General features: G+C 70.3%; 10 protein-coding genes. 3 read left to right on the top strand and 7 right to left on the bottom strand.

The genetic code is table 11. The features are described 5' to 3' along the window. Nucleotides 1-75: 75 nt before the first annotated feature. The 3 genes from AC5RUW_RS15870 to AC5RUW_RS15860 form a co-directional block, all read right to left on the bottom strand. Nucleotides 76-366, bottom strand: a complete 291-nt coding sequence (locus tag AC5RUW_RS15870; protein WP_494008478.1) for a WXG100 family type VII secretion target — start codon at nt 364-366, stop codon at nt 76-78. Nucleotides 367-508: 142 nt separating this feature from the next. Further along, the gene (locus AC5RUW_RS15865) at nt 509-2,071 is read right to left on the bottom strand and encodes a sensor histidine kinase (RefSeq protein WP_494161559.1); all 1,563 of its coding nucleotides are present in this window, start codon (nt 2,069-2,071) and stop codon (nt 509-511) included. Between the two features lie 3 nt (nt 2,072-2,074). Continuing rightward, nucleotides 2,075-2,788: a response regulator transcription factor gene (locus AC5RUW_RS15860; protein ID WP_494008476.1), complete on the bottom strand. Its 714-nt coding sequence runs from the start codon at nt 2,786-2,788 to the stop codon at nt 2,075-2,077. 393 nt (nt 2,789-3,181) lie between these two features. Between AC5RUW_RS15860 and AC5RUW_RS15855 the strand changes: the two genes are divergently transcribed. Continuing rightward, entirely contained in the window at nt 3,182-3,871 is a 690-nt protein-coding gene (locus AC5RUW_RS15855) for an LPXTG cell wall anchor domain-containing protein (RefSeq protein ID WP_494161558.1), read from the top strand. A gap of 138 nt (nt 3,872-4,009) precedes the next feature. Here AC5RUW_RS15855 and AC5RUW_RS15850 read toward each other — a convergent pair whose 3' ends face one another. From AC5RUW_RS15850 to AC5RUW_RS15835, 4 genes are all read right to left on the bottom strand, one after another. After that, nucleotides 4,010-6,574, bottom strand: coding sequence for a LuxR C-terminal-related transcriptional regulator (locus AC5RUW_RS15850; RefSeq protein WP_494161557.1), 2,565 nt, complete (start codon nt 6,572-6,574; stop codon nt 4,010-4,012). Nucleotides 6,575-6,789: 215 nt separating this feature from the next. Further along, a complete protein-coding gene (locus AC5RUW_RS15845; protein ID WP_494161556.1) occupies nt 6,790-8,436 on the bottom strand; it encodes a DNA repair helicase XPB in 1,647 nt (548 codons plus the stop codon). Beyond that, nucleotides 8,429-10,894, bottom strand: coding sequence for a helicase-associated domain-containing protein (locus tag AC5RUW_RS15840; RefSeq protein ID WP_494161555.1), 2,466 nt, complete (start codon nt 10,892-10,894; stop codon nt 8,429-8,431). Before AC5RUW_RS15840 ends, AC5RUW_RS15845 begins: the two co-directional genes overlap by 8 nt. A gap of 39 nt (nt 10,895-10,933) precedes the next feature. Further along, complete coding sequence (locus AC5RUW_RS15835; RefSeq protein ID WP_494161554.1) at nt 10,934-11,194, bottom strand: hypothetical protein; 261 nt, start codon at nt 11,192-11,194, stop codon at nt 10,934-10,936. Between the two features lie 209 nt (nt 11,195-11,403). Between AC5RUW_RS15835 and AC5RUW_RS15830 the strand changes: the two genes are divergently transcribed. Together AC5RUW_RS15830 and AC5RUW_RS15825 are read left to right on the top strand one after the other, a co-directional pair. Next, entirely contained in the window at nt 11,404-11,787 is a 384-nt protein-coding gene (locus AC5RUW_RS15830) for a cold-shock protein (protein ID WP_494008470.1), read from the top strand. 15 nt (nt 11,788-11,802) lie between these two features. Beyond that, complete coding sequence (locus AC5RUW_RS15825; protein WP_494161553.1) at nt 11,803-12,375, top strand: DUF3027 domain-containing protein; 573 nt, start codon at nt 11,803-11,805, stop codon at nt 12,373-12,375. Nucleotides 12,376-12,400 lie beyond the last annotated feature (25 nt).

The raw sequence follows: 12,400 nt of genomic DNA, 5'->3' as shown, positions 1-12,400 counted from the left end.
TGACGCGTGACTGAAAAGGCGCGGCACCCGCCAGGGTGCCGCGCCTTTTCCTGTTCCGTGTTCCGTATCGTGCCGTCAGTAGCGGAACAGGGCGGTGTTCGCCGCCTCCGTCTCGGCATACTGCTCCGAGGCGAACCGCAGGGCCTGGTTGATGCTGGCCAGGGACTCCTCGACCTGTGCCTGCGTGGCCCGCCATTCGCCCACCACGGACTGGAAGTTCGCTGACGCCTGGCCCTGCCAGCTGTCGGCCAGGGCCTGGAGCCCGGACTGCATGCCGTTGATCTCCGCCTGCAGCCGGTCGATGGTGCCCTGCACCTCCGCGCTGCGGGCGATCAGGACGTCGCTGTCGACCTGGATAAGTGCCATCTTGTGTTCCTCCTCGTGAGCCGTGCCCGGATGCAGCCACGGTAGGCCGGGAAGGACGCCGGCCCTGGGGTCAGCGGCCGGCTGTGGGCGGGGAGCGCGGTGCTGATGCCTGTGGAGGGCAGCCCGCGGTCGGACGGAGGGCTCAGCGGCGGGAGCCCCGGCCGAATGCCCCGCTGCGGCCGCCCCGCCGCTGCGCGCCGCCGGAATCGGCATCGCCGGCGTCCCCGCTGCCGCCGTCGCCGTCCCCCTCTTCGTCGTCGTCGCCGGACGGCGCCGGATCCACGGGGTGATAGGGCAGGCGGATGGACATGGTGGCGCCCCCGCCTTCGGTTTCGCTGAGCCGCACGGTGCCGTCCTGCTGCGCCACGAGGGCGGCCACGATGGCCAGACCCAGGCCGGTGCCGCCGGTCTCGCGCTGGCGTGAGGAATCCGCCCGGTAGAACCGTTCGAAGACCCGGGCCGCGTCCTCCTCCGAGATGCCCGGCCCGTGGTCCCTCACCTCCAGCACCGCGTCCATCCGGTCGTGGATGACCGGCGCGACGCCGACGGCGATTTCGATGGGCGACCCATCCGGGGTGTAGCGCAGGGCGTTGGTCATGAGGTTGGCGACGACCTGGCGCAGCCGCGCCTCATCGCCCAGGGTGGGCGCGCTGCGCGGCCCGTTCCCGTCCAGGCCGATGACCCTGATCTGCCGGTTCGGAGCGCTGGCGCGGGCATCGAAGGCGGCGTCGGTGCCCAGGATCATCAGGTCCACCGGAGCCATCTCCAGCGGGCGCTGTTCGTCGATGCGGGCCAGGGTGAGCAGGTCCTCGACCAGCTGGCCCATCCGCTTCGCCTCACTCTCGATCCGGCCCATCGCGGCGGCGACGTCCTCTGGCTTCTGCAGGGCGCCGTGCCGGTAGAGCTCGGAGAAGCCGCGGATGGTTACCAGCGGGGTGCGCAGCTCGTGGGAGGCGTCCTGCACGAAGCGGCGCATCCGTTCCTCGGACTGCGTGCGGGCGGCGAAGGCGCGCTCGATGTGCGCCAGCATCGCGTTCAGGGAACGCGAAAGACGCCCGATTTCGGTGGCGGGGTTGCCGACGTCGACCCGGCGGGAGAGATCGCCGGCGGCAATCGCCGCCGCAGTCTTTTCCACCTGGCGCAGCGGCCGGAACTGGCGGGTCACCGCCCAGTAGGCGACGCCGGTGGCACCGAGCGTCCCCAGCAGGCCGACGGAAAAGACCAGGGAGGCGGCCTCGTCCACCGTTTCGGCGACGCCGTCCAGGCGCACCGCGACGGCGATCGAGCCGGGCAGGTTTTCGACGGCGTAGACCCGCACCCGCCAGCCCTTGCTGTTCAGGGCCGTGCCCCGGACATCGAACCCCTCCTGGTTGGTGGCCAGGGCTTCGTCGCGCGTGTAGTGCGGGATGACGGGCGTGTCCATACCGGCCGCGCTGTGGGTGGCGGGGCCGTAGCTGCCGTCTTCGTTGAGGTACTGGCCGTAGTACTGAAACAGAGTGGGCTCGGTGGCCTCAGCGTCGGAGAGCAGGTACCGCAGCACCGCCTGGGCGTTGTCGCCGATGTCGCTGTCCAGGCGGGTCACCAGGATCTGGCGCAGGACGGTAATGGTGGCCACCCCGGTGATCGTGACGGTGACGACCATCAGGACCACCATGATGGCGACCAGCTGTGACCGCAGCGACGCGGATTTCCAGCGTCGCAGCAAGGCCTATCGCTTCTCCGCGGTGCGCAGCAGATAGCCGACGCCGCGTTTGGTCTGGATCAGGGCCGGGGAGTCGGGGTTGCGGTCGATCTTGCGCCGCAGGTAGGAGATGTAGGACTCCACGATCGAGGCGTCGCCGTTGAAGTCGTACTCCCAGACATGGTCGAGGATCTGCGCCTTGGACAGCACCCGGTTCGGGTTGAGCATCAGGTAGCGCAGCAGCTTGAACTCGGTGGGGGACAGGTCGATGGCGACTCCGCCGCGGCGGACCTCGTGCGCGTCGTCGTCCAGTTCCAGGTCGTCGACGCGGATGACGGCGTCGTCGTCCTCGAGCGGCTGGGTGCGGCGGAGGACGGCGCGGATCCGGGCCACGACCTCGTCGAGGCTGAAGGGTTTGGTGACGTAGTCGTCGCCGCCGACGGTGAGTCCGGTGACCTTGTCCTCGGTGTCGTCCCGGGCGGTCAGGAACACCACCGGGAAATGGCGGCCGGCGGCGCGCAGCCGCCGGGTGAGCGTGAACCCGTCCATGTCCGGAAGCATGACGTCCAGGACGGCGAGGTCGGGCGCCTGCTTCTCGACGGCGGCGAGGGCTTCACGGCCGTTGCCGGCCGCGACCACCTCAAAGCCGGCAAACCGCAGGGACGTGGACAGCAGCTCCCGGATGTTCGGCTCGTCGTCGACGACCAGGAGGCGTGCTTCGGGACCGGAAGACTTATTCACCCGCCCAGTTTCTTACATTTAGCTGGGCGTTGTCTGTAGATATTCGCTGTGATTCCTGAACGGACTCCGTGAACTACGCGCCCTCAGGCGGCCTACGCCACGCTCTTTCAGGCCGCGAGCGTACCGGAGGGTGAAACCGAGGGTGAAGTTCAGGACATAGGCCATAAGCAGCCTTATCTTTCGGCAGCATCATTCGCGAAGACACACCGCAATCCGGTCCGTTTGACCGGGCGCTTGAGGATTCCGGATCAGTCGACGATGAATGGAAGGACAACGATGCCTGGACATCGCAGACGCATAGCAACCGGAGCGGCAACTTTGCTCCTCCTGGCCGGAGGGCCGGCGACGGCGGCCTATGCCACGGGGGATACAACAGGAAGCAGCGACGCTCCCTTGACGTACCCGGATCCGAAGCCGGAGAAGCCGGAGCATCCGAAGCCGGAGGACCCGAAGGATCCGAAGCCGGAGAAGCCGGAGCATCCGAAGCCGGAGGACCCGAAGGATCCGAAGCCGGAGAAGCCGGAGCATCCGAAGCCGGAGGACCCGAAGGATCCGAAGCCGGAGAAGCCGGCGCATCCGAAGCCGGAGGACCCGGCGCATCCGAAGCCGGAGGACCCGAAGGATCCGAAGCCGGAGAAGCCGGAGCATCCGAAGCCGGAGGACCCGAAGGATCCGAAGCCGGAGGACCCGAAGGACCCGAAGCCGGAGAAGCCGGAGCATCCGAAGCCGGAAGACCCGAAGGATCCCAAGCCCGAGGATCCCAAGCCTGAGGATCCCAAGCCTGAGGATCCCAAGCCTGAGGACCCGAGCCCCGAGGCGCCGAAGCAGGAGAACCCGGATGACCCGAAGGCGGAGAACCCGCCGGGCCCGCAGCCGGAGCGTTCGGGCTCAGTGCCTGCCGCGGACCCGGACCTGGACCCCCGGCCCGGGCCCGAGTCGGCGGCTGTTGCCACACAGGGGGCGACGCTGGCGGAGACCGGTGCGGAGACGACACTTAGGGCTGTTGCAGTCGCCGGTTTCTTCCTCATTGCCGGGGCGGGCCTCGTCCTGGCCCGCCGATTCATCACCGGGCCTACCGGCTGATTCTTCCAGACGGGAGGTCCGGCGGCTGACCGCCGTCGGACCTCCGCAGGCACCGGAGGTCCCAGCACCTTCGGTGTCGGCCCCGGGCCGGAGCCGCCCCTGAGACCGGCGCCTCCTGCCCGGGGCACCTTCATGCCCCTACACCAGGCCCCGGCTGCGTCCTTCCGCCAACGCCTGGTCGCGGTTCGCGACCCCCAGTTTTCGGTACAGGCTGCGCAGCTGGGACTTAACCGTATTGGTCGAGACGAAACCAATGGCGGCGATCTCGGCAACGGAACCGGTGCTGACCAGCGCCTGCAGCACAGCCTCCTCGCGTGGGGTCAGCACGGCGACCGGTGCGCAGCCTGCAATGACGCCGCGGAATCCGACGGGAAGAGCGAAGTCGATGCCGGCATCGGAGGCGGCTGCTGACAGCCGGGACAGGTCGGGCCGGGGGAGCAGAGCCGTAGAGAGACCCAGCCCGAACCGTTCCTGGAGTGCGGCGAGGCGGGCCAGATCCAGGACTGATCCTTCCAAATCGCCCAGCTGAGCCTTTCCCGCCGCGGACAGGCCCGCCAGCTGGACCTGCACGGCGGGTGCCCTGCCTGGATCCTCGTCGAACCGGGCCAGCGCAGACAACGCCTCCTGCGGCTGGGCGCAGGCGATACGGATGCGTGCCGTCAGCAACGCCGACTCCGGTTCAGTTGCAGGCAGGCGCTCAAGCAGCTTCAGCGCCTGGGCAGGGCGGCCCACGGCAAGCAGCAGCAGCGCCCGCATCCTGGCCAGGGACGTGTGCTCGGACTTGCCGATCGGAGGCAGGTCCCGGCGCCGCGGTTCGAGGCTTTCCAGATGTGCCAGGGCCGCGGAGGCATCGCCGGCCAACAGCTCCACCAGAGCGTTGCAGCAACGGACATGCGGCCAGAACTCATTGGCATTGGCGGCGGCAAGCAGGGGTGCAAGAGCATCCCGGGCAGCGGCAATGTCCAGGTGTTCCAAGGCAATCCGGGCCTGGGCCAGCCGGTAAGGAGTGACGGAGTAGGAGTCGGCCGCGCCTCCGGGCCAGCCGTTCACGCAGCTCTCGAGAAGGTGCCGCTCGGCGCTGCGGACGTCCCCCGCGGACGCCTGCAGCCAGGCGACCATGGCCCAGTAAAACCCCGCGTGCTGCGCGTCGGATGCGGAGCTGAGGACCCCTGCCCGCTTCAGTGCCTCCGCGGCGCCGTGCCGATCGGCTCCCCGCCCGAGGGTGATGCCCAGCTGGGCAACGGCCGGAGCTTCCAGCGCGCCGATGCGTTCCCGTTCCGCGAGCGGCATCTGCAGATAAAGGTCCAGGCCCTCCCTGGCCCGGCGGCGCGCTTTGCCCAGACCTCCGCGCAGGCGGAGCCCCACGGCTTCCACAACGGCCAGCAGGAACCGCTCCGCGGCCGGCGGCGGCGGAATGCTGCCGCGCGCACGCCGTGCCGCCGCAACAGCCGCGGCACACAGCTCCAATCCGCGTGACCGGCGGAGAGGATCCGTCATGTACAGAACGCCGAGGGCCAATGCCGGGGCAGGCTCCTGGACGAGCAGTGGCAACGGCATCCTTTCCAGCTCCCGGCGTGTACCGGCAGGGTGTCGCTGGAGCAGCTCGATGCCGTAGCTGTGCAGGATTTCGGCCACCAGCGTCGGGTCCTCGGCCCCGACTGCGTGCTGCAGGGCCGCGGGAGGCTGCCCGCAGGCCAGGTAATGAACGGCGCATCCGCGTTCGAGGTCCCGGCGTGTCCGGGCCGACCGGCCGGCCAGGACGGTCTGCAGGCAGCGGCGCACCAGCGGAACGAGGACCGCTTCGCCGTCCGCGCTGCGGGTCAGCAGGCCGTCCAGTTCGGCGGCGCGGAGCAGGCTTTCCGCAGGCGCGCCCGGATAGAGCTGCTCTGCAAGTTCGACGGTTATCGACTCGGGGACGGCGATGCCGAGGCGAAACCGCTGCTGATCTCCAGGGAGCGGCGGGACTATGTGGTCGGCAAGGTCCCGTGCGGCGAGGTCGAGGAACTCCTCCCAACCGGGAAAATCCCCGGACAGGTCCGCCGCCTTGATCGCCAGGTACCGCACCCAGCGCGCCGAGCCTGCAGCTGCGGCCCGCACCGATCGGAAGGAAGCGGCAAGCGGGCTGCCAAGAAGCGCCCCGGCGGTCTCCGCTTCGGTCAGAGCCAGTTCGCAGGGGCCGATCAGAGCGGTCTCCAGCTCGTGGAAGGCACGCCCGTGCTCGAGCGGGCTGAGAACGGCGGTCGAGGCAACGATGTGCAGCCCCGGCAGGGCGCGGAGGAGTTCAAGTATCGGGAACGTCTGGTCCTCGCGGATCAGGTGCAGGTCATCGATGAGCAGGAAGCGGGGGGAACGCAGGTGGGTCGGCAGGGCCAGCGACGCGGAGAGACCACGCCCGGAGGCGACCTCGGCAGATGCCCGGCCGAACAGGGCAGCTTCCTCGGGAGGAGAGGCGTCTGCCAGGGCATCCAGCATCCACCGGGTGAGCTGTCGTGCGTCGCCGGGCTCCTCCGAGGCCATCTGCGCCAGAGCGAGCCAGGCACAGCTGCCGTCGCGGGCCTGCGCCCAGTCCGCCAGCAGCGCTGTCTTCCCCGACCCTCCGTGGCCGCGGACGATGGTCAGGGCTGCAGCAGAGGCCTGGTCCAGGACATGCAGAAGGCGATTGCGGTTGCCGGGTGCGGGCCGGTGGCGCTGCAGCCCACGCAACGGAGCAGGTTCTGCGTAAACCATCGGCCCCCCAGCTGACGGTGCATCACGCTTCTGACCAGCGAAACAGTAGGGGGCTGCACCCAAGGCGGGCTCAAGAAGCGTGCAAGCTTGCCGAAGGTTCGGCAGGAGGACACGCTGTCAACCGGGATCCCGGCCCGGCCGGTTTCCCGACACAGCACCTGCCTTGGCCTGCACGGTAGGGACCGAGGCTGTCAGGCGGGTTCGCCGACGTCGGCGGCGTCCAGGATGTTGTAGGCGTAGCCCTGCTCGGCGAGGAAACGCTGGCGCTTGGCCGCGAAGTCCTGGTCCAGGGTGTCGCGGGCGACGACGGTGTAGAAGTGGGCGGTGCGCCCGTCGCCCTTGGGACGCATCAGCCGGCCGAGGCGCTGCGCCTCCTCCTGGCGGGAGCCGAAGGACCCGGAGACCTGCACGGCGACGGAGGCTTCGGGCAGGTCGATGGAGAAGTTCGCCACCTTGGACACGACCAGGGCGCGCAGGGTGCCGGCACGGAACTCGTCGAAGAGCTGCTGGCGCTGCTTGACGGGTGTCTCGCCCTTGATCACGGGGGCGTCCAGCAACTCGGCGATCTCGTCGAGCTGGTCCAGGTACTGCCCGATCACCAGCACCTGCTCATCCGGATGCCGGGCGGCGAGGCGGCGGACGACGTCGTTCTTCACCTCGGACGTGGAGCACAGCCGGTACTTGTCGGCGTCGTCGGCCATGGCGTAGGCGACGCGTTCGTCCCGGGGCAGGTCCACACGGACCTCCACGCACTCCGCAGGAGCGATGTAGCCCTGCGCCTCGATGTCCTTCCACGGCGCGTCGTAGCGCTTCGGGCCGATCAGGGAGAACACCTCGCCCTCCCGGCCGTCCTCGCGGACCAGGGTTGCCGTCAGGCCCAGCCGGCGGCGGGCCTGCAGGTCGGCGGTCATCCGGAAGATCGGGGCCGGCAGCAGGTGGACCTCGTCATAGATGATCAGGCCCCAGTCATTGGCGTCGAGCAGCTCCATGTGCGGATACAGCCCGCCGCGCTTGAGCGTGAGCACCTGGTAGGTGGCGATGGTGACCGGACGGATCTCCTTGACCGCGCCTGAGTACTCGCCGATCTCGTCCTCGGTCAGCGAGGTGCGCTTGAGCAGCTCGTCCTTCCACTGCCGGGCGGACACCGTGTTGGTCACCAGGATCAGGGTGGTGGTGGAACTGGTGGCCATCGCGGCGGCGCCCACCAGGGTCTTGCCCGCACCACAGGGCAGGACGACTACGCCGGAGCCGCCGGCCCAAAAGTTCTCCGCCGCCAGCTGCTGGTACGGGCGCAGCGACCAGCCCTGCTCGTCGAGCAGGATCGGATGCGGAGTGCCGTCGACGTAGCCGGCCCGGTCCTCGGCCGGCCAGCCGAGCTTGAGCAGCAGCTGCTTGAGCTGGCCCCGCGAGGCAGCGTGCACCACCACGGTCTCACCGTCGATCCGCGGGCCGAGCAGCGGCTGGATCTTCTTCGCGTGCAGGACCTCCTCGAGCACCGGATAGTCCTCGGTGCGCAGCACCAGCCCGTGCTGTGGGTCCTTCTCCAGCCGCAGCCGCCCGTACCGGGACATCGTCTCCTCGATGTCGATCAGCAGCGAGTGCGGCACCGGAAAGCGGGAGAACGTGAGCAGCGTGTTGAGCACCTGCTCGGCGTCGACGCCGGCGGCCCGGGCGTTCCACAGGCCCAGCGGCGTGATCCGGTAGCTGTGCATGTGCTCCGGCGCGCGTTCAAGTTCGGCGAAGGCGGCGATGGCGTGCCGCGCCTCGGTCGAGCGCGGATGGTCGACCTCCAGCAGGATCGTCTTGTCGCTTTGGACAATCAGGGGTCCGTCAACCATGCGTTGGGGTGTCCTCCACTAGTTCCACATCCAGGATCCGGTGCACCGACACGACGCGCTCGACGTCGCGCTCCGGGTCGAAGACGCGGATCCGGCCTTCGCTTACGGAGAGGGGAACGAATTCCTGGCGCTGCTGATTCCCCTCGCCGTCGACCAGGCTGATCCGCACGTTGTGCCGGGTGCGGATGGCCGAGCGCAGCGTCTCCAGCCCGACCAGCGGCTCGGGCTGGGAGCTGCGGACCGGGGAGCCGCCGGCTCCGCGCAGCGCGGCCAGCTGGTTGGCGAGGTCGTCATCGGTCAGTTCCCAGGGGTTCGGGCGCGGCGCCGGCTCCGGCGGCAGGTCCGGCTCGGGCCGCCGGTGGGAGCCGGTCGGGGGACGGGGCATGCCGTCGAGGGCGGGGCTGTAGCCCAGATCCCGGAGGGCATGGAGCAGCTCCTGCGGAGGGACCTTGGCGGCGAGGGCCGAGGGCCCCAGCCGGGTCAGCCCCAGGAACTCCGCCCGGGGGTCCGCGAGCAGCGCCTGGACGGCGTCGTCGTCATCACCGCGCAGATAGGACAGGGCGGGCCCGATCCGTAGCCGCCCGTAGCGGGAAGCCGTGTCCTCCACCAAGTAGCGAAGCGGCTGGGGGACCTCGGTGGCGGAATGCCGGCCGAGGAATTCCAGGATGCCGGCGGCGTCCCACCCCGAGTCCAGCCCGCGGCGGACGGAGTCGGCGGAGAAACGGTAGATCGCCGCCGGGCCCTGCCCCTCGGGTGCGGCGATGCGGGCGAGCTGGCGGGCCACCCGCGGTTCGAGGTATCCGGGGGCGACGGCGGTGAGGTCCGCCTGGAGCAGGAAGGACGTCACCGGATCCGGGAGGGCCTCGCGGAGCAGCGACGTGGCCCGCGGGTAGTCTTCGGCCGCGACGGCGAGGCCCAGGTCCGTGACGGCGCCCGAGCCCAGCAGCCCCAGCTGGGCCGCTTCGCGCAGCATCCCGGGCACCAGGCGGGCGAAGCGGCGCTGCAGGCGGGGCTGGTGCCAGGTCAGGGCGGAGATCAGTTCCTCGGCGTCGTAGGCGGTCAGCACCGCGCCGCCGTCCTCCTCCGTTCCCCCGGTGTCCGGACCGGCGTCGGGTTCCGCGGACGCCAGCCGGGCCAGCAGTTCAAGGATGCGCCTGCGCACCACCGGCGCGTCCGGGCGGGCCACCTCCCCGGCCAGGGCGCTGATGGCGGTTCCGCCGGGCAGCGGGGAGCCCACCAGGGACGGGGCGCGGTCCGCGTTCAGCCACGCCTGGACCAGCAGCCGCCACTGGTGTTCGCGGTCGACGGTCTGCCACGCGGTCTCCGGGGCGTCCCACCGGGAGGTGGTCACATCGAGGGAGAGCAGCCCGGCCAGGGCGGAGAGCTCCAACAGCCAGGTGGTCACGGCGGTGTCGGTGTGCAGCGCCTCGCCGACGCGGCGGACCTCGCGCACCCCCACTCCGCCGGAGCGCAGGGTGCTGATGGGGGTCTGCCTGGCGACGGCCAGCAGCTCGGTGACCAGGCGCAGGGTCTCCGCAATGGCCCCGTAGGCGGCGTTGTCCCGCAGGGCGCGGGACACCGGCCGCCCCGCGGGCACCGGTTCGCGCAGCTGCAGCTCCGAGACGACCACGTGGCCCCGGCTGGCCTGCCCCACCGGGCGGGGCAGCTCCACGTGCAGCTGGTCCAGCGGCACCAGCAGCCCCCGGGCGACAAGCCACTCCACCGGAGCCGGTGCCGGGTTGTCGAACACGGCGCGGCTCAGGGAGGACCGGCGCCCGATGGTACCGACGGGTGAGTACTTGAACCGGCGCAGCAGTTCAGCGGTCTGCGGCGGAGCCTGCGCCATCAGCGCGTCCCAGCCCTGGGGGTCGGAGACGAGGTGGTGCAGCGCATGCGCCGCGGTTGAGGGGGTGTCGGCCTTCTCGATGGGCAGGCCGGCCTCGCGCAGGCCCGCCACGATGCCCACCAGCCGCTGACGGAAATCCGGCAGCTGGGCGGCAAGCGTCGAATAGGGCCGGCCCAGGCCCGCCGGATACGCGCCCAGGGCTTCGCCCAGGACCGAGACCGGAAGGTAGAAACGGCGGTTCGCGTCGGCCTTCGGGGCGCCGGGATGCGGGGCCGCCCGACGCAGCAAAGCCAGGGAATGGAGGCGGACCAGGATGGCGTCGAGCGCCTTGATCGTGGACCCGGCGACCATCGTCTTGAGCCACGCGGCGGTGGTGCTCAGCTGGGATTCCTCGTTGGTGGTCAGGTCCACGGCTTCGAGGACCTGCAGCTCGGGGGCGCTGAGTTTCTCAAGCGCCCGCTGCACGCTGATCCGGGTGGAGGCGCGGGCCGCCAGCGCATCGAAGTGCGGCACGGGCGGCAGCACAAGGTCCGGCCTGGCGGCAAGCAGTTCGCGCAGCTGCTGGTCACTGCGAGACGCGAGGTCTTCGGCCAAGGCACGAATCGCTGACATCAGCTTTACGTTACCCGAGACCGGATCAAAACAGAGGTCTTAGCTGCGCCGCCGACGGCGGATGCCGTCAATTACCAGCACGCCCATCAGGATGAAGGCGGCGGGCAGGGCATAGATGGCGCCGGCGGCGAAACCGGGCCATACGTCGGTCCCGTTGAGGGCGCCCAGCAGGATCGCGGCAAGGCTCACCAGCCCGGCCACGGCCAGCAGCCCTGCGAAGGCCGCGAAGAGCCGCTGCAGCGGGGCCCGCCGGGAACGGACCGGGGCTCCGCCGGACGGAGGGAGGGCACTGTTGCTCATGGGATTCAACGCTAGCAGCGCAGCGGCGGGGCCGCCGAACCGCCAAGGTAGGGGATGGGCCCGCGCCCGGGATATTCTAATGGGAACAGACTTCCCCGTAGGATTCGCTGACACCGGCCGCCGTTTCGGCGCCGGGGCGCGCTGCGGGCTGAACGACGACGGCGGGCCGCGCCCGCCGCTTTCCAACTGCTGAGAACGAGGTAATCGAAGTGCCCATCGGTAAGGTCAAATGGTTTGACGCTGGTAAGGGTTTTGGATTCCTGGCTACGGATGAGGGCCAGGAGGTCTTTCTTCATGCCTCCGCCCTGCCCGCGGGCGTTACCGAGGTGAAGCCGGGGACCCGCATGGAGTTCGGCGTCGCCGAAGGCAAGCGCGGGCCGCAGGCGCTGTCCGCCCGCATCCTCGAGGCGCCGCCGTCGGTGGCCAAGGCGACGCGGAAGAACGCCGAGGACATGGCTGTGATCACCGAGGACCTGATCAAGCTGCTCGACGGCATCTCCAACGGACTGCGCCGCGGCCGGTACCCGGACCGCCGGCACGCCGCCAAGGTGGCCGCCGTGCTGCGCGCCGTCGCGGACGACCTCGACGTATAGGGCGGGCGCGGTTCGATGACGACTTCCACTGCTCCGAACGGCGGGGAACCGCGCGCCGCCGACCCGACGGACCGGCCCGCTGCCCCGGCCCCCCGAAAGCGCGCGCCGCGCAGGCCGACCAAGCCCGACGCCGTCCTGGCCGCCGCCGTCGAAACGGCGCGGCAGGGGCTGCTGGAGATCACCGGCGAAGAGGAAATCGGTGCGCACGTGGGCGTGACGATCGAGGCGGACCGGCTGCTGACTCATCGGTTTGAAGCGAACCGCCGCGGATACGCGGGCTGGGAGTGGTACGCCACCCTGGCGCGCGTGCCCCGCGGCAAGGTCGCCACTGTATGCGAGGTGGGCCTGCTGCCCTCCGCGGAGGCGCTGCTGGCCCCGGAGTGGGTGCCCTGGTCCGAACGGGTGCGCCCGGAGGAAATCGCAGCGGACAAGGAACAGGCCGAGGCAGCGGCGCCCGGCGATGCTGACGCCGCCACCGGCGACGTCGACGCCGCCGCCGCGCCCGTGGCTGAAAGTGACACCGAAACCCGCCCCGCGCAGGCCCCCGCGGGCCCCGATGCACAGGGCGGGGAACAGGAGGACGAGTAACCCGTGACGGCACTGGATGCGGTAA

The sequence above is a fragment of the Arthrobacter sp. Y3222053 genome (assembly GCF_059092805.1).
Note: the sequence above shows the minus strand (reverse complement) of the source record. Positions and strands in the feature narration are given on the sequence as shown.

Bases quoted from the DNA above. Each gene is read 5' to 3' on its own strand.
- AC5RUW_RS15870 (WP_494008478.1), bottom strand. From the start codon at position 366: ATGGCACTTATCCAGGTCGACAGCGACGTCCTGATCGCCCGCAGCGCG.
- AC5RUW_RS15825 (WP_494161553.1), top strand. From the start codon at position 11,803: ATGACGACTTCCACTGCTCCGAACGGCGGGGAACCGCGCGCCGCCGAC.
- AC5RUW_RS15845 (WP_494161556.1), bottom strand. From the start codon at position 8,436: ATGGTTGACGGACCCCTGATTGTCCAAAGCGACAAGACGATCCTGCTG.
- AC5RUW_RS15840 (WP_494161555.1), bottom strand. From the start codon at position 10,894: ATGTCAGCGATTCGTGCCTTGGCCGAAGACCTCGCGTCTCGCAGTGAC.
- AC5RUW_RS15835 (WP_494161554.1), bottom strand. From the start codon at position 11,194: ATGAGCAACAGTGCCCTCCCTCCGTCCGGCGGAGCCCCGGTCCGTTCC.